The following is a 23,238-nucleotide window of genomic DNA, read 5'->3' on the forward strand; positions in this document are numbered from 1 at the left end:
GTCACCCCATCTCTACATACTCTTGCTTGACCAGATGGTGTTCGCCGAGACCGGCGAGGGTCAGGAGTTCACCAATCAGCGTGGCACGGTGAGTGGCATCACGGCTACTCCAGGTACGGGCTTTAATTTCGAGGTAGGGGCCAGGGTCGGCGCTGTCGGCGAGCGTATCGAGGTTGAGGGCAAAATCGTAGCCCTTGTAGAGAATCCGCCAGCGTCGGCGCTGCTTCTCGAGCTCGTGAACCCGGTCGGGCTGAAAATACTCGCGATAAAAACGGGCACTGTGATCGGCGGGGGCCGTGTAGCGTGCCCGTGAGAGCACGATCGCGTCTGGATATTCGCCACGAACGGCTTCGGCCATCAGCGTGATGGTATACTTGGGTTCGGGCCGTGCGCCGGGATCAGTGCGATGATCTTCACGAATGCGGATGCGCTCCTCATTCTGGAAAAGAAAGTAGGTATCATACTGGGTACGCACACTCTGCTTGCTAATCGTAATTTCGGGGCTCTTGAGCAGCGCTTCAACTGCGGCCTCGCTATCGAGGTGCGCCTTGACCTGGATCTCGAAGATTTCGGCCTGTTCGACCCCACCGAGGGCGATAATCTTGGCGAGCAGGTCGCGTTCACGGCTGGCGAGGAAGGCATTGATGCGTTCGGCGATCACCTGTGACTGGCGCAGGATTGCCTCTTCATCAAGCGTTTGCAGCGCACCATTGAGCAAGAGCGCACGACCATCAACAAAAACATCGCGCACATCGGCGGCACGGGCACCATAGACAAGGTGCGAATAGATCGCATCGTTGCTATAGGTGTAGCGAGGGGCGCTATGCAAGCGTCCGAGGCCCACGACCGCGATATCAGCCTGCTTGCCAGGCTCAAGCGAGCCAGTCAAATGGTCGAGATGGATCGCACGGGCACCCCAGCAGGTTGCCATGGCGAGCGCATCGCGGGCGGGCACGGCGGTCGGGTCGCCACTGACGCCTTTGGGGAGCAGCGCAGCGAGCTGAATCTCGGTAAACATATCCTGGTCATCATTGGAAGCTGGCCCATCGGTACCGAGCCCTGTGCGTACACCGACTTCGATCAGGCGGCGAATAGGTGCGATGCCACTGGCAAGTTTGAGGTTACTGGTTGGGCATGGCACCGCGCCGACCTGAGCCTCGCGGAGGAGGCGCATATCATCTTCGGTAGCGTGGACGCAATGGGCGGCGATGCAGTGCACATCAAAAGCCCCGACACGTTTGGCATAGCGAATCGGGGTCACCTCGCGATCACGGATGCTCTCTTCGACCTCGCGGGCCGTTTCCGAGAGATGGGTAATCAGCGGCACGCCAAAGGCCTTGCAGAGCGCCGAGGCTTCATGGTAGATCTGGTCGGTGCAGGTATAAGGAGCGTGCGGAGCAATGGTCGGCACAATGCGCTCGTGGGCATGCCAGGCTTCCATAAAGCGACGTGAGCGCTCGATCCCCTCGTCAAACGAGGCGGCATCGGGCGTAGGCAAGCGCATCACGGTCTGCCCACAGATCGCGCGCATCCCAGACTCGTCGGCGGCGCGGGCGACCTCCTCTTCAAAATAGTACATATCAACAAAGGTCGTCGTGCCGCCACGGAGCATCTCGGCACACGAGAGCAAGGTACCGACATAGGAAAACTCGGCATCAACAAACTGGCTCTCGACGGGGAACATATACCCAAAGAGCCAGACGTCCAGTTGCTGATCGGCAACCATCCCGCGCAGCAGACTCATTGGGACGTGAGCGTGGGCATTGATCAGACCGGGCATAATCGCACACCCGGCGCAATCAATGATCGTGTCTGCGCTATACTGGTCGACGAGCATCGGGGTTGGGCCAACGGCGAGGATGCGTTTATCTTTCACCGCCACGGCACCATCGGCAATGATTGTCCAGGTGGCATCCATTGTCACCACAGTACCGCCAACGAGCAGCACATCTATCTTTTCTTGCATGGTCAGCAATCTCCTTTCATATCATTATTGATATTCTACCTCACTTTCCAGGGGCGGTCTGAGGGTAACGGTTTGTGTTTCAGGAGGGTCGGCTTTCGTCGGCTTTAGCCGACCCTCTTGAAACACAAACCAAATAGGGCTGCTCTATGAAATGATGTAGGACTGTATAAGGGTCGGGATGCTATAATAAGGTCTGAGAGGTGTGTAACGTAAGTTTTCTAACATACGGTCAAAGGGAAGGCCGGCTTCAGCCGGCTAAAGTCGGCACTCCAGAAGACCAGAAAACGTACTTCACAGCTTCAAACAGCATTGGTATGAAGCGGAAGATCTAGAACCAGGGTATAGCATTGTGCAAGGCGATCTGATCGAGACAGGCAGTGAAGTGCGTTTGCGCACCGCCTTCCTTGAACTTGGCTGGTCGCGTGAGAATGGCGCTCTGGTTGTGCTGGCACGTCCTGGTGGCTTGAATGTGTTGGGGCATGGGCCGCTTCACACGGGCTTGGATCTTGCGCTGGGCCATGTCACAGGATGGACAGCAGCGCGTTCCTTTGCGCGGTTTCTCTGGCACACGCTGGTTGAACGTGATGATGCGCTCGCGATGATGATCGCGATTGGGTTGGGGCCACTGAAGGTGCGCGAGTATTACACCTTGCGTGGCGATCTGGTGGAGCGCTCGGTGCAGATCGAGAATGTGGGGCTCGATGGTGTACGGATCTATGGCCTGCGGTTCTGGTTGCCGAACGTGCGGGTGGGCAACCCGCAGCAGTGTCGCGTCGAGGCACCTGGCAATAGTGTGCGCCCACGGGTACCGCTGGATCTCGCAAGCACCCAGCGGCGGGATATCTTGCCGCGACGCATTTTTGCGCCGGGCCTGCGTGGTGGTGGGGCGTTTGAGCCTGCGCCAACGCAGGGCATAGGCCTACTCGCGATGCATGGGGGCCTTCCAGATCAGACGTTGCTTTGTTGGTACGACAGCTTGACCGATGCCGCCTTGCCCTTTGTCGAAGGGACGCCGGGTTGGGTTGATGCCGTCTCGTTTGCTCACGAGGTTGGCGTTGTGGGAACGCTTGAAGCGAACGAACGACTTGAGGTTGGAGCGCAGTATCTCCTCTTGCTTGATGAAGCGTGGCCGAAAGCGCGTGAGCGTTTTGCCCAGGTGACCCGCCCCGACGTTTATGGGCCACAGGTTGATCGGTTTGAGCGAACGGCGATCTATACGACCAGTGCGGTATTGCATGGTGGCTTAGCGGCCTTGGCCCATGAAGTGGATCGTCTTGCTGAACTGGGGATTGGGACGCTCGTTTTGCGTCCGATCCACACTGACGATAGTCAGGCTGATGCCTTTGCCGATCTCGCGACGCTTGCGCCTGCTCAGGGAACCGATGCCGATCTGCGTTACCTGGTGGCCCGGGCGCATGAACGAGCGATGAAGGTTATCCTTGACCTCCCCTTGCAAGGGTGTACCCCCTCGTCGCGGTATGTCCATGAGCATCCTGACTGGTTTGTGCGTGACGAAATGGGCCGTCTCGCATGGTCTGAGCCTAAGCAGATACCGGCGGTGAGTCGCCACCCCGGGGCTGTGGCGTATCCTGGTGGCTATTATCTTGATTGGCACAACAGCGAAGTGCAAGCATTGTTGCTCGATCATGTCTGTCACCTGACCGAGACCTTTCAGCTTGATGGGTTTCGTGCCCTGGGGCCATACAGTCCGTTTGTCAACTGGAAACGTTCGATGCCAGGGCACGCCAGCGACCACGCGCTGGTTCCACTCACCTGGTTGAGCCATGTCCGTCGCACGTTTGCCGAACAGGGTTGGGCATTTACCCTCTTTTCGACCCATGCGGGAGCGGCCTCGAGCGCCGTGTGTGATGGTGTTTATGATTATGCAGCGCATCATATGTTTGTGCATACCGCGCTGCAACGCATGGACGCAGCCGAGCTCGGGGTCTATCTGGATGATCTGTTCCAGACACGCCCATGGGGTGCGGCCCGGATCGGTTTTACCGAGAGTCACGACACAGCGCTGCTCAACCCGCTGGCCGATGGTTTGCGCGGTTCGCGCTTGAGTCGGATGATGTTGGCAGGGATGGCCCTCTGCGGCTTTATCCCTTCACTCTGGATGGGCCAGGAGCACCACGACGAAGCGTTTGTACGGGCTTTGCTAAAACTCTGGCAGGCCGAGCCAGCGTTACGGTATGGGCGTGCTTTGTTTCGCGACGTGCGTTGTGATCAAGCGCAGGTGATGCTCGTGATCCGTGAATATGCGGGACGGCGGTTGCTGGGGGTGATGCACACAGGAGCGCTACCGATCACCGCTACCATTGAGCTGCCAGGGCGCTGGAAGCGGGGCAAACTCGTGGATCGACTTGGGCTTGCACCATTTAGTGCCCCGAGTAGCGAGGCAGCGAGTATCCGCCAGCTTGAACTGGCGCCGTTCGGGGTGTATTGTTTTGAGCTGTAGGCAAGGCTTCTGGCTCCGTTCCAGTTCGGAGGGATGGAGCGCATTCTGATGCGCTCGGCTATTTCCTCTTTGCTATCTTCTAAATCCTTGTCGTAGGCGCAAGTGAGGATGTCTCGGCCTGGGCTGATGTGCGGTACAATACAAGTATGATAGAGATCACTACAGTGGTGATAGGGAGTGCCGATGAGCAGTAGTGTCATTCTCACTGATCCGTCTTTTGATGCCCATACTTGGCATGGTCATGTGGAGATAGCATCGCGTCTTGTGGCGATTCGGCAGGCGATCACGCGGTCGGGTTTGCATCAGCAATTGCAACATCGTTTCCCTCAACCTGCCGCTGAGGCATTGCTCGAAGCGGTGCACACGCCACGTCTGTTGCGGTTGGTGCGCCAGATGGCAAGCTATGGTGGGGGCCAGTTTGACTCGGATACCTATGTAACTGCGGACTCGTGGGACATTGCGTGCCTTGCTGCCGGGGCAGCGGTTGGGGCGGTCGAAGCGGTGGCTGGTTCAAGTGTACGCCATGCTTTTGCGCTGGTGCGTCCACCAGGGCATCATGCGACGCCCGGGCAGGCGATGGGGTTTTGCCTGATCAATAATATTGCGGTTGCGGCACGGTATGCGCAGCGCCAACTCGGGGTACAACGGGTTGCCATTGTTGATTATGATGTGCATCATGGCAATGGTACCCAGGATATCTTCTACGACGATCCGCATGTGCTCTTTTGCTCGACCCATGCGGCCCCTTTTTACCCTGGCACTGGTAGTCTGGCCGAGATGGGTGATCGGGTTGATGCGCTGGGTCAGACACTCAACGTACCGTTGCCCTTTGGGACTGGCGATCGCGGGTATGCGACGGTCTTCCGCGAGGTCATTACCCCTGCGTTGCAGCGTTTCCAGCCTGAGTTGATCATGGTTTCGGCTGGGTACGATGGGCACTGGTCTGATCCGCTCGGGCCGATGATGCTGTCGGTTGATGGTTTTGCGGCCTTGAATCAGCACATGCTTGATCTGGCTGACGAGTTGTGCGATGGTCGTATGGTGATGGTGCTCGAGGGCGGTTATAATCTGGAAGCGTTGAGTGCCTGCGTGGTTGCCTCCCTCCGTCAATTGCTCGGTATGGCACCAGGGCCTGATCCGATTGGCGCGATGTCCTCGCCGGAACCGATGGAGGAGATCGAGCAGATCATTACGACCTTGCGGGCACGTCACCCGCTGTTAGGCTAAGTGTATGAAAATTGCCGTCATTAATTATGGGGCAGGCAATCTGCCCAATGCAGTGCGGGCCTTGCAGGCGGTTGGGGCGGATCTCTTTGTGACCGAGCGCCCCGAGGATCTGTCACAAGCAGATGCAGTGGTGTTGCCCGGTGTTGGTGCAACGGCGGATACAATGCAGAGCCTGCAACAGATCGGGATGGCCGCAGTCTTGCCCGATCTGGTCGCAAGCGGTTGCCCCTTCCTGGGGATCTGTGTTGGGATGCAGGTTTTGCTTGGCACCAGCACGGAATTTGGTGATCACGCCTGCCTTGGGGTTGTTGGCGGGGCCGTGCAACGGTTGCCTGACGAGGCGGGCAAGATTCCGCAGATCGGCTGGAATCAAGTTCACTATCGCCCGGCTTTCGCCGCCCATCCCCTCTTTGCGGGGATTCCCGATGGCACAGATTTCTATTTTGTCCATTCGTACTATTGCGCAGTTGATGATCCTGCGGTGGTCGCCGGTCAGACCGATTATGGCCTGAGCTTTCCGTCGGTGCTTATCCGCAACAATTTGGTTGCGGTGCAGTTTCATCCTGAAAAATCTGGACGCTATGGGCTCCAGTTGCTGCGTAATTTTGTGGACTTCGCTTCTCGTAGTCGTGGAACATCTGGTATGGAGATTGGCATCGGACGATCCAATGTTCCTACCACTACCTCAAACAGTTAATGGAAATCATACCTGCGATTGATCTGAAAGATGGGCGCTGCGTGCGGCTCTTTCAGGGTGATTTTAGCCAGACGACGGTCTATAGCGATGATCCGGCGGCAATGGCGCAGCAGTGGGCGGCTCAAGGGGCGACCCGGTTGCATGTCGTTGATCTTGATGGGGCGCGCCAGGGCCAATCGGCCAATCTTGAGGCCGTGCGTGCGATTGTGCGAGCTGTGACGATCCCGGTGCAACTGGGGGGTGGCTTGCGCCACGAGCACGATATTGATACCGTGCTGAACCTTGGGGTTGCGCGGGTCATTCTTGGAACGGCGGCGGTTGAAGATGTTGCGCTTGTGGTGCGCCTGCTTGAGCGTTTTGCTGAACGGGTCATTGTTGGCGTGGATGCCCGCAATGGCAAGGTGGCAACCGCTGGTTGGCTCGAGACGGCGGACATCTGGGCGACTGATTTGGTGCGCCGAATGGCTGATCTCGGGGTGCAACGCATTATCTATACTGATATTAGCCGTGATGGTACCCTGACCGAGCCGAATTTTGAAGCGATGGCTGCGTTGCTCGATCCCAATGGGCCGGCCTTGATTGCGAGTGGGGGCATCGCCGAGATTGCCCATTTGCAGCGCCTTGCCCGGCTTGGGGTCGAAGGGGCTATCGTGGGTAAAGCGCTCTATGATGGCAATATTGATCTGCCGCAGGCTCTTGCGGCGTTACGCTAGCGAAGGGTATTTCCATGACCAATCCTGATTTGACGGTCAAATATGAAGAAGAACGGTTGCGTTCGCATGCGCAATCGCAGGTTGTTTACCTCCAGGGCCAGATTGATGAACTCCGTCGCTTGATCAAAGAGCAGACGAATAAATATAATCTGGTGGTTGAGCAGGTGCGGAAGACTGAGGGAATGGTCGCTCAGGTTCAGACCCTTTTTGAGCGCCATACGAACGAGATTGCTCAGGCAACCGAGGCAGTGCGTCGCGATGTGACGAATTTGCGCAAAGAGGTTGCCGGGGCACTGGTCAAGATTGACGAAGGGGTGCGCCCCATTCGCGATCTTCAGACGCAGATCCAGCAGGTTGCCGAAGCCCGCAAGACTGATCGTGATTATATTGCCTCATGGCTCGGGCGGGTTGAGTATATCGAGCAGCAAATCCCGTCGTTTCAGGCGCAGCTGAAGGAGTTTGATGATCGCCAGCGCCAAATTTTGCTGCAACTCGACCGCCTGCGTGAGGCTGATACCGCGACGGTGCAAGAAATTCGGCGCGTCAATGACGAGTTGCAAATAGAGAAGCAGAGCCTGCGCCGTCAGGCAGTTGAGGCGCAGCAACTAGTGGCGGATGTTTTCCCCGTGTTGCAAGAGCATGCCTCGCGCATTGACCGCATTGATGAGATTCGCCAGCATGTCAATCTCTTTGCTAAAACCCTTCCCGGACAGATTACCGAAATTGCTAGCAAGTTTCCTGATATCAATGCCGACATCAAGCGCATCGAGCGTATTTCGACTGAGCGGTTTTTGATGAATCAGGAGCGGCTAGAGGATGTGCGGCAGCAGGCCGATGAGAAGATTAGTGATTTGCAAGAGGCCGATGAGCAGCATTTGCGTCAGTTGACCAATTGGCTGGAACGGATTGATAGTTATATCCGCGAGATCGAGCAGCGCCTGACGGCAGCGGTCGCGAGGTTGGAGGTCGCTGATCAGGTGCATATTGCGCGTATCATCGAGATCGAGCGTCGCGAGATGGAACGTCTCAATGCGCTGCTGTTGTCGTTGCGCGGGGTTGTTGAACGCAACCAGACTGCCCTCATCGAGGCGAAGGGTGGGGAGGCTGACCGGTAACCGGCTGTGTGACGCACAAAAACAGCCAACTCAGTTGGCTGTTTTTGTGCGTCACACAGCCGGTTTGCACGTCTCAGACACGCTGGTTGGTGCGGCGTAGCAGAAAGATCCGTGGATAGAGTCCACCGAGATCGACGCGCAGGTTCTCGATGAGGCGCCAGGTGGTCATCGTTGCGAGCAGGCGTTCCATGAGGCGTACTTCGTGCGAGAGCAGGGCGCAGCGGGCGTGGGGGCGGGCAACCCGAGCGGCTTCTTGCAAGAGGGCCGGGTAGAGGTCAAGGTTTTCGTTGTGGCTGCCGACCAGATGACCAAAGGGCAGATCGGCGGTGATGACATCAACACTGCCATCCGGCAACGGTAACTTGCGGGCGTCCCAGGGCGTGATTTCGCAGCGATTGATCAGCCCGGCGGCCTCAAGGTTGGTGCGGGTGCATGCCAGGGCTTCACTGTTGGTATCGCAGCCAATGGTGCGTTGTGCTCGACCGAGTTGCAGTCGTTCGATCAGCAGCGTGCCTGAACCGCATCCCAGGTTGAGATAGATGTCATCGGGCTCGGGGCGGGTCAGCAGGGCCATCGCATGGGCGACCGGGCCATTCAACGCCCCCTCACGATTGCAGATGCGCCACGCTCGGGTTGCCAGTGGGCGTGGTGTCAGGCGTACAAGCAGATCCCAGCCTTGCCCGCCTGGGCCGCGCCGCAAGCGCAGCAGCAGGTCGCCATCGTCTTGCCCCAGTTGTAGCCCGAGGCTCCCGCTCAGTTCATCTTTGAGCCGTGCCAGGACGGAAGATTCTGCACCGGCGGCACTGAGATAGAGCGTTTGAAAGCTGCCGCGATGATGGAGGTTCAGCGCTGTTTCGGCAAGCCCCACGGCGGTGCGCAGATGTTGATCGCCAAGCAGGGCGCGCGGGCGGGGAATGGCGAAGTGTTTGACCAGGTAGACTGAGGTTGCCAGGCGCAACGTAAAGAGCCGTTGCAAGGGGCCATCGTAGTGGACAGTCAGAACACCCGGAGCTTGACCGGGTGCGAGACGTGCGCCACGCCCAAGACGCTGGATCTCTTCACGGGCAAGGCTTTCTAAACCGGCGGCGATGACAACTTCAAGGTGATATGGCATGACAATGTTTCTGCATGGGTTCTAATCCGGCGCTTGCAATGATGCGAGAAAGGCGCGGTCGGTGTCGGTGAGCAAGCCGGCCGCATTGGCACGTTCAAGCAAGTCGGGCCGACGCAGCCAGGTACGACGTAGGCGTTCTTGCCGACGCCAGCGGGCGACTTCGCCATGGTGCCCCGAGACCAAGACCGGTGGCACGGCGTGCCCGTCCCAGACGGCAGGGCGCGTGTAGTGTGGATATTCGAGCAGATAGTCGCTGTGACTCTCTTCGGTGATCGACGCAGCATCAATGACACCCGGTACCAGGCGGGCAATGGCATCAACGATGACCATCGCGGCCAGTTCGCCGCCCGTCAGGACATAATCGCCAATGCTGAGTTCGCGGGTGATCAGGTGCTCGCGTACCCGTTCGTCAACGCCCTCATAGTGCCCACAGACGAGCAGCAGGCGCGGGTAGGTCGCCAACTCGTGGGCGAGGGCCTGGGTAAAGGTTTCGCCATCAGGACTGAGCAGAATTACGGGAGCATCGTCAGCGCCACGCACGGCGCGAATCGCGGCGGCCAGGGGTTCGGCCTTCATCACCATACCTGCGCCACCGCCATAGGGGGCATCGTCAGCGGTGCGATGGCGGTCGGTGGCCCAGTCACGGATATTGTGCATCTGCACCGTAATGTGCCCGGCCTGCTGTGCCCGTTTGAGGATGCTTTCGGTCAATGGCCCGGTAAACATCGCCGGGAAGAGGGTCAAAAGATCGAATTTCAACTGAGACTACCCAGATATTGAGCGAAGAAACTGCGGACACGGTGGCAATACTCAGGCCGGTCAAGAAAATAGCCGCCGCAGTGTTCGACCCCTGGCACAACCCAGAGGGTACGCGGCTCACTGGCAGCCGCATAGAGGCGGTGGGCGTGGGCAACCGGCACGAGGCTATCATCCTGGCCGTGGATGATCATCACCGGGCGGGGGGCAAGCTGACTGATCGCATCGAGCGGGCGCACATGGCTAAAGCGATACCCGTGGCGGCGATGGACGAGTTCGTCGGCGGCAACCACCAGCATAGCGGCAGGAATGCGCAGGGTCGCACGAATGCCGTGCGCGACCACATCGCTGCCTGAGGTAAAGGCGCTATCGGCGACAACTGCTGCAATGCGTGGCTCACTCGCCGCTGCGAGCAGTGCGACCGCAGCGCCCATCGAAAACCCGACGACCCCAATGGGCAACGCTGGCGCACGCTCGGCGGCAAACGCAACGGCAGCGTGGAGATCGTCAACCTCGCGGCTCACCAACGTCTGCGGCCAAGGGTCTGAGTCACCGCGCCCGCGAAAATCAAAAACCAGCACACTATATCCGGCCTGCCAGAGCTGCGAGCCAATGCCGAGCAGGTCATCTTTGCTGCCACCGTGCCCGTGGCACCCGATCACCACACCGCGAGCAGCCTCGTGAACCAGCCACCAGCCACGGAGGCGCAACCCATCGCGGGCGACAAAACTGACGGTCTCAAAAGGGATCCCTAGTTCCCAGGGGGTAAACGTATAGCTATCCATAAACGAGCGGCTCGGCTCGGGACTGACGCGGTTGGTCACATACCACGTTGCCCCGACGGCCCCGCCCGCAAGACCGAGCGCCGTCGTGAGCAAAAGGGAGCGCAACGAAGAACCTGTTTGCATAGGGTTTACCGTAAGGGGCTATCTTTGCTTGTATCTTCGCTATTGTACCTCAAAATGTACAGGGCGGCAGCCCTGTACATTTTGAGGTACAATAGATAGGTAAAGACTATTCAAAAGGAGCATTTTGCATGAAAACATACACCAAACCGGCAGAGAGTGAATTGCGCGAGCGTTTGACCCCAACGCAGTATAAAGTGACCCAGCACGAAGGAACCGAGCCAGCCTTTCATAATGAGTACTGGGACAACAAAGAACCAGGAATTTACGTGGATGTCGTCTCGGGTGAGCCGCTCTTTAGTTCGCTCGACAAGTTTGATTCGGGTACGGGGTGGCCGAGTTTTACCAAACCACTCGAACCCGATCATGTGGTCACCCGTACTGATCGCAAGCTCTGGATGGCACGTACAGAAGTTCGTTCGCGGCACGGCGATTCACACCTGGGCCATGTCTTTGATGACGGCCCCACCCCGACGGGCATGCGTTATTGCATGAACTCGGCCTCACTCCGCTTCATCCCGGCCTCAAAGCTTGAGGAAGAGGGTTACGGCGAATACGCCGCCCTCTTCCGCTAGTTGCGGTTATAGATACTACCAAAACCAACCAGCGAAGCTGGTTGGTTTTGGTATGCCGTTTACATAAGCGCCTTGCGCACGGGTTTCGATAGCTTCGGCGAGCAGTTTCGCCAGAAAGCCGATGGTCGCGAAGCTCAGGGTCAAGACACCGGCCAGTGGCCCAAAGCCAAAGAGGTTGTTGTGGTACGATACAGGGGCAACCTGGGCTAGTTTGTGCAATCGTATGTCACTCACGCTTCGTCTGGTGCTAACCTATCTTTTTGTGACGCTGGTGGGACTTTTGCTGGTTGGCGGGGGGTTGCTCGCGTTGACCGGGCGTTATCTCGAAACGCAGCGGATGCAACAGTTGCAAGCGCAGACGGCGATCTATGCGGCGCTGCTTGGTGAACTTGCCGCGACGCCCGCCCAACTGCAAGCCCTTGCCTCGCCTCGTCCCGGGGCTGATTTGCTGCCCGTTGATACCCAGGCTCGTCTCTTTTCGACGACCGGGGTGCGCTTGTATGGCGATGCGGCGTTGGGGCCATTTCCGAGTCGCCCGGTACTTTCCCTGATTGCCCCGCCCTTTCCGCTCCCCGCTTCACAGGTTCAGGGCCGTTACTATGCGGCCAGTCCGATTACAGGGGCCGACGGATTGATAGGGGTGGTTGAGCTTTCGCGTGCGACGACGGCTGAGACGCAGTTGCTCGCGGCCTTGAGGCGCCTAGTAGTGCAGGCTACCCTTGTCGCAGCGCTGGTGATGAGTCTGGTTAGTGTGATGGTTGCACGGGGCCTGGTGCGCCTGATTGCACGTCTGACCGGGCGCGCCGAGGCCCTCGCCGCACGCTATGGTCCATCTGGTTCGCCTGATCCTTCGCGTAGCCGTGATGAACTTGTGGCGCTCACCCAGAGTCTCGATCGCCTTGAGGCTGGGGTGCAGGCGTATCATGCCCGTATTCAAGAGCTTGAGCAAGTGCGGGCGCATTTTTATCGCAGCATTTCCCACGAGTTGCGCACACCACTCACGGTGATGGCGACGACGCTCGAGAATCTGGCCGACGCCCTTCCCGACGCTCAACGCCCGAACCTTGCATTGCTTGAGAGCGAAACGGCACGCTTGGGGCGTCTGGTTGATGACTTGCTCCGTCCTCCTGATGATGGGCGCCTTCGTTTACTGGCGCGTACCCCGGTTGAGCTTGGTGAACTCGCGGCTGAGGTTGTAGCCATGCTGATGGGGCGGGCACGGCGTGCCGGCGTGACGCTGACGGCGGTACCTTCCGCTGCGCCACTGAACATTGCCGGTGATCGTGACCGCCTCAAGCAAGCGCTGCTGAACCTGATTGATAATGCCATCCGGGTGACGCCACCGGGCGGTAGGGTGATCGTACGAAGCCAGCCTGGGGAGCATGGGGCGCAGGTGCTGGTGGAGGATACTGGCCCCGGTGTCCCAGAAGGGTTGCGTGAGCGCATCTGGCAGCGGGGGATCCGTGGCGGCGACCCGGCTACCGATGGCAGTGCTGGCCTGGGGCTTGCGCTGGTGCGTGAGATTGCCGAGGCGCATGGTGGGCGGGCGTGGCTTGAGGTGACAGAAGTGCCCGGGGCATGTTTTGGGCTTGAGGTTCCTTATGAAGGTGCGGTGAAGTTCGTGTATACTGCAACAAAATAGATGTTGGTGCGAGGTGCGTTGCAACGTAAGGAACGGGTGTGGTTGCAAGTGGGGTGCGGCAGCAACTGATCGGGTTCTTTGAAGTTACCCGGTTTACCAATAGCCTCTATGCAGGCATGTATACGCTGGTTGGGGCCTATCTGTCTGGTGGCGCTGGGGCGCTCTGGTCGGGGGCGGCCTGGTTGTCGGCGGTGATTGTTGGCCTGGTGGTGGCCTTTGGCTTTGTCATCAATGATATGGTTGATGTCGAAGTTGATCGTCTTGCCAAACCCCATCGCCCGCTTGCGGCCGGTCGCTTGAGTCAGGCGGATGCCCGGAGCTTTGCCCTTGTGCTGGCGAGCCTGGCCCTCGGCCTGGCCCTCGTGCTCGGATGGCTCCCCATGGCCCTGGTTGCGACGACCCTTGCCCTAGCAACCTTCTATTCTTTTGTGCTCAAAGGAACAGTGCTGCTCGGCAATGCATGCATGGGCGTCTTAATTGCGCTGATTCCGCTTTTCGGTGCCCTTGCCGGTGGCGGCATGACCCTGGCGGTCTGGGTTGTGGCAGGGTTGATGTTGCTCTTTGATGTGAGCCATGAAGTCTTGAAGACGACGGCTGACCACGAGGGCGACCGGGCCGCTGGCTTAACGACGGTGGCGACCTATGCCGGTGTGCCAGGGGCGGTGCGCATCTTTCAACTGCTCGCGTTGCTCTTTTGCCTGGTGGCTTTGCTGCCCTGGCCGCTTGGCCTAGCTTCGTGGGCCTATGCGCTCGCCCTGTTGCCCTGTGGCCTGCTGCCCACGCTCTTTGTGATCGTGCTTTTGCTACGTTCAACGAGTGATGAAACGATCACCTTGAGCCTCAAAATAATGCGCTATATGTGGATCACAAATCTTTTTCCTATTCTTTTGCTTAGCTCACGATCTTGAAGCAACAACGACACATTTTGGTCATTGGAGGAGGACTAGCGGGTCTGGCGGCAGCGCGGTATCTGCAAACGGCTGGTTCTACGGTAACGCTGCTCGAACGTGAGCGAGAGGTTGGTGGGCGTGCGCGTACCGCACTGGTTGATGGCTACGCCTTTGAGCTTGGGGCCGAGTTTCTTGCCAGCTTTTATACGCGTACCCTGGCGTTAATTAGTGAACTTGGCTTGCACCAACAGCTGCAGCGTATTCCCCGTAGTTCGGCGATTTTGCGTGACGGACAACTCTATCCGCTCTGGCCTAATCTACGTTTGGCTTTCACCCACCTGATCAGGTCACAGCAGAAACTGCCGTTGACGTACCTCCTCGCTTCGCTGGTACGTCACCGCGCTCGGCTCGATCTCTATGGCTTTCACAAAGCCTATCCAATTGATGACCAGGATGTCAGCAGTTATGCACTGGCCCACTTCTCGCGTGAGTTGCTTGAATATGTGTTGCAACCACCGATCGCAGGGATTTTCTACTGGACACCCGAGCGAACCTCGCGGGCGCTCCTGTTGATGGTGCTCAAGGCGGGGTTCAGTCGACCGACAGGCTTGCAACTCTTTACGCTGCGTGGCGGTCTGGGGGGGCTGGCCCGCGCACTTGCCGGTAATCTTCAGGTACGCCTGGGTGTCGAAGTGCGTACCATTACACCACATGCAGATGGTGGCTACGCGCTTCACGTTCAGGATGAGGATGGAGGAGCGACTCTTGAGGCTGATGGGATTGTGATTGCAACCACGGCAACGGTGGTGCCACATCTCTTGCCCTGGCTTGATCACGAGCGGCGGCGTTTTTTCGAGGCAATTGTCTATTCACAAACCGTCAACCTTGCGCTTGGCACGCGTACACCTTTGCCTCAGGCGATCTACGGCCTGCTCTTTCCCCGCCGAGAAACACCCTTCCTTGCCTCGGCGACGTTGCAAACGGTCAAAGATCCGACCACGGCCCCGGCGGGTCGTGCTACACTTTGCCTGCACTTGAGCGGGCCAGCCACCGCAGCGTTGCGCCAGCAAGATGATGAGACCCTGGCACGTTTGATGCTCGCCGATCTCCGGCGACTCTTGCCAACGTACGATCCGACGCCTGGCCTCGAGGTGCAACGTCTCTACCGGTGCCCCGAAGCGCTTCCCGAATTCAATGTTGGCCGTTTCCGGCGACTCAATGCCTTTGCCAATGGTACCATCGAACAGGGGCAGATCGTCTTTGCGGGTGACTACCTGGGGGGGCCATTTATTGAAGGGGCGCTGGTCAGCGGCGAGCAAGCCGCCCAGCGTTTATTGCAGCGCATGGCGTGAGGTACTGCTATCAAGCGACCAGTGACACTGGTCGCTTGATAGCAGCACGATGTGGGGCCCGCTCGCTCCTCGCCTATCCTTGGGGATGATCCCGGCCCTGGTTTGATTGTGGTACCATATAATAGGTAAGATATGTTTAAATGGAGGATGTAGATGACCGATACACCTATTGAATTCATTGTTGCAGCTTTTCAGGATGAGCGTGCGGCTGGCGATACCTTGAAGATGCTGAAGCAGGCGCGACGCGAGAAGCTGATTGGCATTCAACGTGCGGCAGTTTTGCGACGCGACAGCAAGGGCAAGCTGCATATTAAAGAGGCCACCGACATCAGCGGCAAGCGTGGCATGCTTGGTGGCGGTGTCGTAGGGGCGGTGGTTGGTGTCATGGCTGGGCCAATTCTCTTGCCCACGGCTGTCGGTGCATTGCTCGGTGGCCTGGCGACCAAACTGCGTGACACTGGCTTTTCGGATCGGCGGCTACGCGAGATGGGCGAGGCCCTCCAGCCTGGCACCTCGGCGATCATTGCGGTGATCGAGCATCGCTGGGTCGCTGAGATCGAGCAGATGCTGGCCGAGGCTGGGGCGCAGTTGATCACCGAGGCGATCACCGCCGATATTGCGGCGCAGCTTGAGACAGGCAATGAGGTCGCCTACACGATGCTTGAGACGACCGAAGGCCTGCTGGCCTCACGGCTGGCCGCGGGCGAAGACGAGATCGAGATTGCTGGCATTCTCGTCACTGAAGAGGGCGTCGTTGCGGCGAATGCGCAGATCAGCATCGAAACTGCTGGTGAGCAGATCATCGAAGGCGAAGCGAGCGAAGTTGAGCCAAACAAAGCGGACGAGCCCAAGCAGTAGCGAGGGTGCTTCGTTGAAGCGCTGGAATCTCAGGCAAAGCCTGAGATTCCAGCGCTAATCTTTTCTAACGCGGCGCAATGGTGCTGCCACGAGTAGTGTTCAACCACGCGTGCCCGTGCGCGCTGGCCCATGGCATGGGCGGCCACTGGATCAGCCAGTACGTGCCTGATAGCGCTGGCAAACCCAGCGACATCCCCCTCGGCAAAGAGTGCCCCTTCCTCACCCTCACGGATCACGGTTGTAAGGGGAGGGATCGCCGTGGTGACGACGGGCAACCCGGCGGCCATATACTCATAAATTTTGAGGGGCGACCAGAAGAAACCGGCGGCACGGAGGGCGGGGTGAGGCGCGGTCGTAAAAGGAGCGACGCCTACGTCGGCCCTGGCGAGCAACGCCGGAATCTGCGCATAGGGTACAGCCCCCGTGAAATGAAAATGGCTTGCCCGTGGTGCGGCGAGCGCCTCGGCGGCAGCGCGTTCAGGCCCATCGCCAAGCAACATGATCTCAAGATCGTACCCCTGGGCGAGCAGCAGCAAACCGGCGCGGATCACATCGGTGACACCGTGCCAGGCCCGGAACGACCCCATAAAGACGATGCGCGGGCGGCCTGAGCGGCGCGGTGCGCGTTGTGCGGCCACAGCGGTAAACCGTTCCACATCGGCTCCCCAGGGCAATTCGATCACCTTGGAGCGGGGGATACTTGCCGGGACGGTTGTATGCAATGGGGTAATAATGGCGGCGGCGTGGTGACACTGCCACTCGGCCCAGCGGCGCAACGGGCCACCAAAGGCATCATCGAGGCGGCGTTTGGCAATCTCGGGCGGATCAACAATCAGCGCATTGACTTCGAGCAGGGCCGGAAGGCCAAGCGCATGAGCGGCAAGAATCCCTGCGCCTGCAAAATTATAATAGCGCTCGATAATGAGATCGGGCTGCACCGCACGTGCCAGGCGCAGTACCGTTGGCAACGTCAACAGGCTCAGCGTCTTGGGCACATCCTGCTGATGCAACACAAAGCCATCGGCAGCGAGGGAAACTGGACGCACAAAGGGAGCGAGACCGCCCCACCCCTCGTGGGAAGAGGCAAGCAGATGCACCGTATGCCCGCGTTGCGCGAGCCCCCGGGCGACTTCATAGGCATGGGTACTGCCCCCAAGCGTGCCAGGAACAGGAATGCCAGCAGCAATATAGAGGATACGCAAAGTGTATTTATGTCAAAGCCGCTCGTAGCGGTCGAGATCCATCGTAATTGCAAGGGTGCCTGGGGCAACTTGCTTGAGCAACGCATGCGTCTGCTCGACCTGTGAATCTTCAACACCTACGAGCAGCGTCGTATTGCCACGTCTGAGGAAACCACCAGTTGTTGCCAGGCGTGTCACGCGAAAGCCCTGCTCTACCAAGGCATCAACGCTTGCGTCAGCATCGCTATCATTTGTGACAAAGACGATAAGTTTCATGATTTTTCTCGGTGCGAGCGTGCCCTGTTCTTCGGCAAATCTGTGTCGCGAACGATAGCATTATAGCATGATCTGTTGCGTATGAGGCTGCGCCCTCAAGCGTTTCATGCTTTGCGGGAACAACGCTAGGTCAAACTGGCGTTGTTCCCGCAAAATGTAACAAAACTGTTATCTAAACCCCCCATCCAGGTCTTGCTCTTCCTTCTTTGACCTTTTATACTTATGGTTGGGGGTTCAGGTTTTGCGCAATCCCGTGATATTGTGCTGTTTGTCAATTGACAAATGAACATAGGCCAAAGGTGGCTTTTATGGGTAAGATCTGGAAGAAGCTGAACTCCCGGCTCAGTTACCAGATCACGCTACCATTTTTGTTTCTGACCATCTGTGTAGTACTAGTCGGGGCTTTATATACATTTTTCTTTTACACTCGTTTATTGAACGATCGCCTGGAAGATCAGGTCATTATTGTTACCAATCTGGTGCGCAATTCATTTACCTTGCAAGAGGAGATGAATCTCGACTTTCTGCGTGATGTAACCTTTGCGGCACCAGATGACACGTTGGACATACCCGGAGTGCCTGACGCGCTCAATGCTCAAGACCCTGAAGCGCTTGCATCAGTGCTTGATCTCTTCTTTCGGCTGGGAACAAATCGCAGCGGGGTGCGCCTGGATCGGCTAATCGCGTTTGATCGTGATGGGAAGACCCTGGTTGATTTTGAGCGTCCGCCTGATTCTACGCAGACAACATATCTTCAGCATCCGCAGCGTGATATTCGGGATGTCTGGTTTGTTGACGCGATCTTGAGGCTTGGGGTTGACGATTCGGTCGACAAATTTCCTGCCCTGATCGAATTTACCGATACCAATACCTTTTATTTTGCGACGGTCGCCCCGGTGCGTTATGAAGACGCGGTCGTGGGGGGCGTCATTGTCGCGATGCGTGCCGATAACCTCGTCAATACGTTGCTGATGCGCTCGCAATCCGATGGCGTGGTGCTCTATGCGCCTGATGGCACATTCATCGAGGCGGCCTTTAATCCGAAATTGCTGGCTCAGCCGGTCGCCGTACCGCCGATGAGTCCGGAGGCGCTGGAGCGCTTTCTGAACAATGCTGATTCGTTCAATCGCTTTACTGAACCATTGCTTGTGCAACAAGTGATCGCCGACGAAGATTTCAAGTTTGCGTACGTGCCCCTGATTGTGCATGGCACCCATCTCGGCTATGTTGCGACGGGGCTTTCAATGCGTGAGATTATCCAGGCGACCAATTCGGTCTTCTGGCCGATTCTGGGGGTTGTTTTTGTTCTTGCGCTTGCGATCTTTGGGGCGGGCATCGGGATTGCGCGGTATTTTACGTCCCCGCTGGAAGAGTTGGTACAGACAGCCAATGACATCAGCAGTGGCAACCTGGTGCGGCGGGCCAATGTGCATGTGGTGAATGAGATCGGCGATCTTGCCCTCAGTTTCAATACGATGACCGAGTTCCTAACCGAGTTGTTAGCTCGGGTCGATGCCGATTCGACGCAACGGGCCGCGATTGTTGATAGCATCACCGATGGCATTGTGGTCATTGATGATCAAGGGATTGTGACGTTGATCAACCGGGCAACACGGAAGTTGCTTGGCATTGACGAGAGCGACCCTGGGCCGCAGCGCCTCAGCGATATTCCGATGAAACGGATGGTGGAGGGAGTGCCTGAGTTTGCTTCCCAGCGCGATCAGGAACTCTATATGCTTGGTAACTATATTGTTCGGGTGTCGCTGGCACCAGTGAGGAGGGCGGATCAAACCCGTTCGGGTTTTGTCTGTCTGTTGCAGGATATGACCGCTGAGGTTGCCGTTGACCGGGCGAAAACAAACTTTATTGGAACCATTTCGCACGAATTGCGCACCCCGCTTACAGTGATCAGTGGCAATGCCGATCTGTTGCTCCGTGGTCTGGTGGGGAAACTCGACGATGACCAGGTCGTCTTTGTGGATGCGATCCGTCAACACTCCCATAATATGGCTGGTTTGCTCCAGAATGTGATTACGGTGGCGAACCTTGATGCCGGGGTGGTGACGACTGAGCTTGGGCCGGTGGATCTGCGTTTGCCAATTGATGAGAGTCATTGGCGCGTACAGAGCCAGATTAAAGCCAAGGGTTTGGCGCTCCAGATCCAGATCCCTGAGCATTTGCGTATGGTGATGGCCGATTTTGATCATGTGCGCCAGGTTGTGTATCAATTGCTTGATAATGCCCGTCGGTACACGGTACAAGGCACGATTACCCTGCGTGCCATTGATTGCCACGATCATGTTCGGGTCGAGGTCGAGGATACAGGCCGTGGTGTGTCAGTTGATATGCACGATCAGATCTTTCAGCGGTTTATTCGTGGTGATGGTACCAGTGAGGGCATTAATTCTGCGGAACGTGGGATCGGGTTGGGCCTTGCGATTTGTAAACAGTTGGTAGAACGTCAAGGGGGCACGATTGGGGTGCAGAGTGTCCCCGGCCAAGGCAGTACGTTCTTCTTTACGTTGCGCTACGCTGATGATATTCCAAGCCCTGAAAAGACGACCCAAATGGCTACGGCTGCCTGATCGCACGATCTGGAAGCAGCCGCTGCCATGGTTAATAATCTTAGCCCTTATGCTCCTTGGGGTGGGCTTGCTCGGTGTTGCTCGCATTGCGTTGGAGTTCGCGATGCCGGGCATTTCGCGTTACAGTGGCGAATTTGGTTTGCTAGATGAGCGCCCGAATTATTCATTCTGGCCCTTGCCCTTCCGGAGGAGTCAGCCGCCCAGTGGACCCCTGATCGAGGCGGCTGAACTGGATCGCAATCAACAGGACGCTAATGTGCCAGGCGGTATCTTGCCGACGGCTCCGCCGGTGAGCCAGTTTGGGTTGCCAGATCCGCTTGATCCGACGCCAACTCCCTCGCCTACAGCGACCGAGGCTACGGCTAGTCCGACGTCTTCACCAACAACGTCACCAACGGTGTTACCTGCTGGCCTGATAACCGCGACGAGTGTGGCGACCGTTGCCCCGCCATCGACGGCAACACCGCTCTCTGGGCCTCCTCTGGTCGCAACGCCGACGGCGGCGACGCCTGTGGATGCGTCACCGACAGCAACGCCAATCACTGCCCCTGGTGGTTCGGTGACACCGTTGCCAGCAACACCAGTTGCAACTACCGATACCTCGCCTTCAGCGACACCAACGACGCCTGGGCAACCCACTGCGACAGCGACGTCTGCGCCTTCAACGGCGACGTCTGCGCCTCCAACGGCGACGTCCGCGCCTCCAACGGCGACGCCAACGAATATGCCGACCCCAACGGCAACGCCTGAACCAGAAATACCGGCAGTAGGCTTTTCAACGACTGCGGTGACGGCAAGTGAAGGGGATGGTTTTGCGATTTTTGAGGTTCGCCTGAGCGAGCCTTTTTTCCGTACGGTCTCGTTGGCCTATCAGACCAGTGATGGAACGGCAACGGCGGGGCTTGACTATCGCCCAGCCAGTGGCAGCCTGGTCTTTCGCCCTGGTGAGGTCTTTCAGACGATTCGGATCGAGATTTTGCCCGATGAACTGAACGAACCTCCCGAGACGGTCTTGCTGCGGTTGAGTAATCCCGTCAATGCGACGCTGGTTGGCTCGCCAACCGCTGTGCTGACTATTCTTGATAGCAATGCGCCGCCAACAGTGCGCTTTCTTGGGAGCAGTCATCGGGTGAGCGAGGATGTTGGTAGCACGTCGGTGACGATTGAGTTGACTCAGCCGAGTGCCTTTGATGTCCAGGTACCGTTTGTTGTTGGTGGTACTTTGCCCCAGAGTGAACATACGCTTCGGGATGGGACGGTGCTGATTTCCGCCGGTTCAACGAGTGTGCGGCTGCGTTTCGGGATCAGTGATAATCGCATTGATGAAGACGATCGCAACCTGCTTATTACCCTTGGTTCACCAACCAACGCGAACCTTGGCAGTCCAAGCATTTATGTGCTCACGGTGGAAGACAATGATACCGCCGGGGTAACGCTGAACCAGACGGCGTTTACGCTGGACGAGGGTCAGTCGGCAACCTATACGGTGGTGTTGAAGAGCCAGCCTGTGCATCCAGTGGTGGTGCGCCTGAATCCGGATGTGCAACTGGCGGTTGCCGTGCCTGAATTGCTCTTTACTCCCGACACCTGGGATGTTCCTCAGACGGTCTCCTTTGCGGTGGCTGATGACCTGATTGATGAGGATGACCTGCATACGGGCCGGATGAGCCATACCCTAGCGAGCCTTGATCCTCGGTATAACCAGGCGACAGCCGTTTTTGCTGTGCCTGATGTAGTCGTGAGCATTCGCGATAATGATACGGCAGGCGTTGAGATCGTGACTGGTAAGCGGCAGTTGAGTGAAAATCCTGCGGTATCTGATCATCAAACGACCTACTCGTTGCGCCTGAAGACGCAGCCGCTTGCTCCGGTCACGCTCAGTGTCGTCTTTGATCGCGCTCAACTCTCACTTGAACCGGTCGTGCTCCAGTTTGATGCGAGCAATTGGAATGTGCCTCAGGTCGTGAAGGTTACTGCCGTCAATGATGTGATTGATGAAGCGGATCTGTATACGACCTTTGTTGATCATTTAGTGGCAAGTACTGACTCTAGATACGATCAGAGGACAGCGCCTTTTGTCCCGTTGTTTCCAATTGAGTTTACAATTCTTGATAATGATACGGCAGGCTTGCTGATTGATCCGTTGATTCTTGAGCTGCATGAAACACCGGGGCATCCGAATCATATGGGTACCTATACGGTGCGTTTGAATAGTCAGCCAACTGCCCCGGTTTTGGTAGGGCTCAGTTTTGATCCGGCCAACCCGCTCGATGCACGTTTGCCGCGTGAAGTGACGCTCAGTGCCAATGAACTCCGCTTTACGGCGGAAAATTGGAATGTGCCTCAGAGCATCGTGGTGACAACGATTGATGATCGCGCTGACGAACTTGATCCCCATTTCCAGCGCATTCATCACACAACAGCAAGCAGTGACCCGAAGTACGAGGGCCTGCGCCAGACAGTCGTTGGGCGTATTACTGATAATGACTCCTCGGGGTTGATTGCCATCACGGGCAATCTCCGGGTGAGTGAAAATCCCAATGCTGCGAATCATCAGACAACCTACCTGGTCAATCTTGCGAGTCAGCCAGTGGCACCGGTTGTCGTCAACCTTGATTATGATGCTTCCCAGGTTACCGTCACACCAGCATCGTTGATTTTTACGCCCGATAATTGGAATGATGCACGTGAAGTGACGGTCAGGGCTGTTGATGATCGTATTGATGAAGATGATCTGCATGCAACTGATATACGCCATACTTTACTAAGTAGTGACCCGAATTATAATCAATCTGCGGATCTGATTATAACAATTGAGATTCTTGACAACGACACGGCGGGCGTCGCCATCACGCCGACGACGGTGGACGTGGCCGAGGGTGGGGCGAGTGCGAGCTACGCGGTGCGCTTGGAGAGCCAACCGAC

At 57.5% G+C, this 23,238-nt stretch carries 18 protein-coding genes and 1 pseudogene; 12 read left to right on the forward strand and 7 right to left on the reverse strand.

Translation table 11 applies throughout. The features are described 5' to 3' along the window. Window position 1 precedes the first annotated feature (1 nt). Window positions 2-1,966, reverse strand: a complete 1,965-nt coding sequence (locus EKD05_RS12570; RefSeq protein ID WP_129673192.1) for an amidohydrolase — start codon at window positions 1,964-1,966, stop codon at window positions 2-4. A gap of 349 nt (window positions 1,967-2,315) precedes the next feature. Here EKD05_RS12570 and EKD05_RS12575 point away from each other — a divergent pair, with 349 nt between their 5' ends. The 5 genes from EKD05_RS12575 to EKD05_RS12595 all read left to right on the forward strand — a co-directional run bounded on the left by EKD05_RS12575 (window position 2,316) and on the right by EKD05_RS12595 (window position 8,179). Beyond that, complete coding sequence (locus tag EKD05_RS12575) at window positions 2,316-4,427, forward strand: alpha-amylase family glycosyl hydrolase (RefSeq protein WP_129673194.1); 2,112 nt, start codon at window positions 2,316-2,318, stop codon at window positions 4,425-4,427. Between the two features lie 183 nt (window positions 4,428-4,610). Continuing rightward, window positions 4,611-5,654 carry a histone deacetylase gene (locus EKD05_RS12580; protein ID WP_129673196.1) on the forward strand — a complete coding sequence of 348 codons (1,044 nt, stop codon included), beginning with the start codon at window positions 4,611-4,613 and terminating at the stop codon, window positions 5,652-5,654. 4 nt (window positions 5,655-5,658) lie between these two features. Next, window positions 5,659-6,351: an imidazole glycerol phosphate synthase subunit HisH gene (gene hisH / locus EKD05_RS12585; protein WP_129673198.1), complete on the forward strand. Its 693-nt coding sequence runs from the start codon at window positions 5,659-5,661 to the stop codon at window positions 6,349-6,351. Continuing rightward, entirely contained in the window at window positions 6,351-7,064 is a 714-nt protein-coding gene (gene hisA, locus EKD05_RS12590) for a 1-(5-phosphoribosyl)-5-[(5-phosphoribosylamino)methylideneamino]imidazole-4-carboxamide isomerase (RefSeq protein WP_129673200.1), read from the forward strand. Before hisH ends, hisA begins: the two co-directional genes overlap by 1 nt. Before the next feature lie 14 nt (window positions 7,065-7,078). Next, entirely contained in the window at window positions 7,079-8,179 is a 1,101-nt protein-coding gene (locus EKD05_RS12595; protein ID WP_129673202.1) for a hypothetical protein, read from the forward strand. Between the two features lie 73 nt (window positions 8,180-8,252). On the opposite strand, the gene EKD05_RS12600 is transcribed toward EKD05_RS12595, so the two are convergent. Genes EKD05_RS12600 through EKD05_RS12610 form a run of 3 tightly spaced genes read right to left on the reverse strand, consistent with a single transcriptional unit; the run spans window position 8,253 to window position 10,957 of the window. Next, the gene (locus EKD05_RS12600; RefSeq protein WP_129673204.1) at window positions 8,253-9,293 is read right to left on the reverse strand and encodes a methyltransferase domain-containing protein; all 1,041 of its coding nucleotides are present in this window, start codon (window positions 9,291-9,293) and stop codon (window positions 8,253-8,255) included. Between the two features lie 21 nt (window positions 9,294-9,314). Next, on the reverse strand, window positions 9,315-10,052 hold the full coding sequence (gene trmD / locus EKD05_RS12605; RefSeq protein WP_129673206.1) for a tRNA (guanosine(37)-N1)-methyltransferase TrmD: 738 nt from the start codon (window positions 10,050-10,052) through the stop codon (window positions 9,315-9,317). Beyond that, window positions 10,049-10,957 carry an alpha/beta hydrolase gene (locus tag EKD05_RS12610; RefSeq protein WP_129673208.1) on the reverse strand — a complete coding sequence of 303 codons (909 nt, stop codon included), beginning with the start codon at window positions 10,955-10,957 and terminating at the stop codon, window positions 10,049-10,051. Before EKD05_RS12610 ends, trmD begins: the two co-directional genes overlap by 4 nt. Before the next feature lie 128 nt (window positions 10,958-11,085). Here EKD05_RS12610 and msrB point away from each other — a divergent pair, with 128 nt between their 5' ends. Then, entirely contained in the window at window positions 11,086-11,529 is a 444-nt protein-coding gene (gene msrB, locus EKD05_RS12615; protein WP_129673210.1) for a peptide-methionine (R)-S-oxide reductase MsrB, read from the forward strand. An 81-nt stretch (window positions 11,530-11,610) separates the two neighbouring features. On the opposite strand, the pseudogene EKD05_RS27180 reads toward msrB, so the two are convergent. After that, window positions 11,611-11,703 (reverse strand): annotated as a pseudogene (locus EKD05_RS27180) (phosphonate ABC transporter, permease protein PhnE); the annotation flags it as partial. A gap of 49 nt (window positions 11,704-11,752) precedes the next feature. On the opposite strand from EKD05_RS27180, the gene EKD05_RS12625 reads away from it, so the two are divergent. From EKD05_RS12625 to EKD05_RS12640, 4 genes are all read left to right on the forward strand, one after another. After that, a complete protein-coding gene (locus EKD05_RS12625; RefSeq protein ID WP_165360717.1) occupies window positions 11,753-13,171 on the forward strand; it encodes a cell wall metabolism sensor histidine kinase WalK in 1,419 nt (472 codons plus the stop codon). Window positions 13,172-13,209: 38 nt separating this feature from the next. Next, entirely contained in the window at window positions 13,210-14,079 is an 870-nt protein-coding gene (locus tag EKD05_RS12630; protein WP_129673214.1) for a UbiA family prenyltransferase, read from the forward strand. 17 nt (window positions 14,080-14,096) lie between these two features. After that, window positions 14,097-15,413 carry an NAD(P)/FAD-dependent oxidoreductase gene (locus tag EKD05_RS12635; RefSeq protein WP_165360718.1) on the forward strand — a complete coding sequence of 439 codons (1,317 nt, stop codon included), beginning with the start codon at window positions 14,097-14,099 and terminating at the stop codon, window positions 15,411-15,413. A gap of 153 nt (window positions 15,414-15,566) precedes the next feature. Further along, window positions 15,567-16,271 (forward strand): DUF1269 domain-containing protein, encoded by a 705-nt coding sequence (locus tag EKD05_RS12640; protein WP_129673218.1) that lies wholly within the window; start codon window positions 15,567-15,569, stop codon window positions 16,269-16,271. Between the two features lie 29 nt (window positions 16,272-16,300). On the opposite strand, the gene EKD05_RS12645 is transcribed toward EKD05_RS12640, so the two are convergent. Further along, the gene (locus tag EKD05_RS12645) at window positions 16,301-17,473 is read right to left on the reverse strand and encodes a glycosyltransferase family 4 protein (RefSeq protein WP_129673220.1); all 1,173 of its coding nucleotides are present in this window, start codon (window positions 17,471-17,473) and stop codon (window positions 16,301-16,303) included. 12 nt (window positions 17,474-17,485) lie between these two features. Then, window positions 17,486-17,728, reverse strand: coding sequence for a cyclic-di-AMP receptor (locus EKD05_RS12650; RefSeq protein WP_129673222.1), 243 nt, complete (start codon window positions 17,726-17,728; stop codon window positions 17,486-17,488). A gap of 308 nt (window positions 17,729-18,036) precedes the next feature. Here EKD05_RS12650 and EKD05_RS12655 point away from each other — a divergent pair, with 308 nt between their 5' ends. Continuing rightward, window positions 18,037-20,313, forward strand: coding sequence for an ATP-binding protein (locus EKD05_RS12655; RefSeq protein ID WP_129673224.1), 2,277 nt, complete (start codon window positions 18,037-18,039; stop codon window positions 20,311-20,313). Between the two features lie 49 nt (window positions 20,314-20,362). After that, a partial coding sequence (locus tag EKD05_RS12660) for a Calx-beta domain-containing protein (RefSeq protein WP_305038303.1) occupies window positions 20,363-23,238 on the forward strand: 2,876 nt, incomplete at its 3' end.

It is taken from the genome of Candidatus Chloroploca sp. Khr17 (genome assembly GCF_004138165.1).
GTDB lineage: Bacteria > Chloroflexota > Chloroflexia > Chloroflexales > Chloroflexaceae > Chloroploca.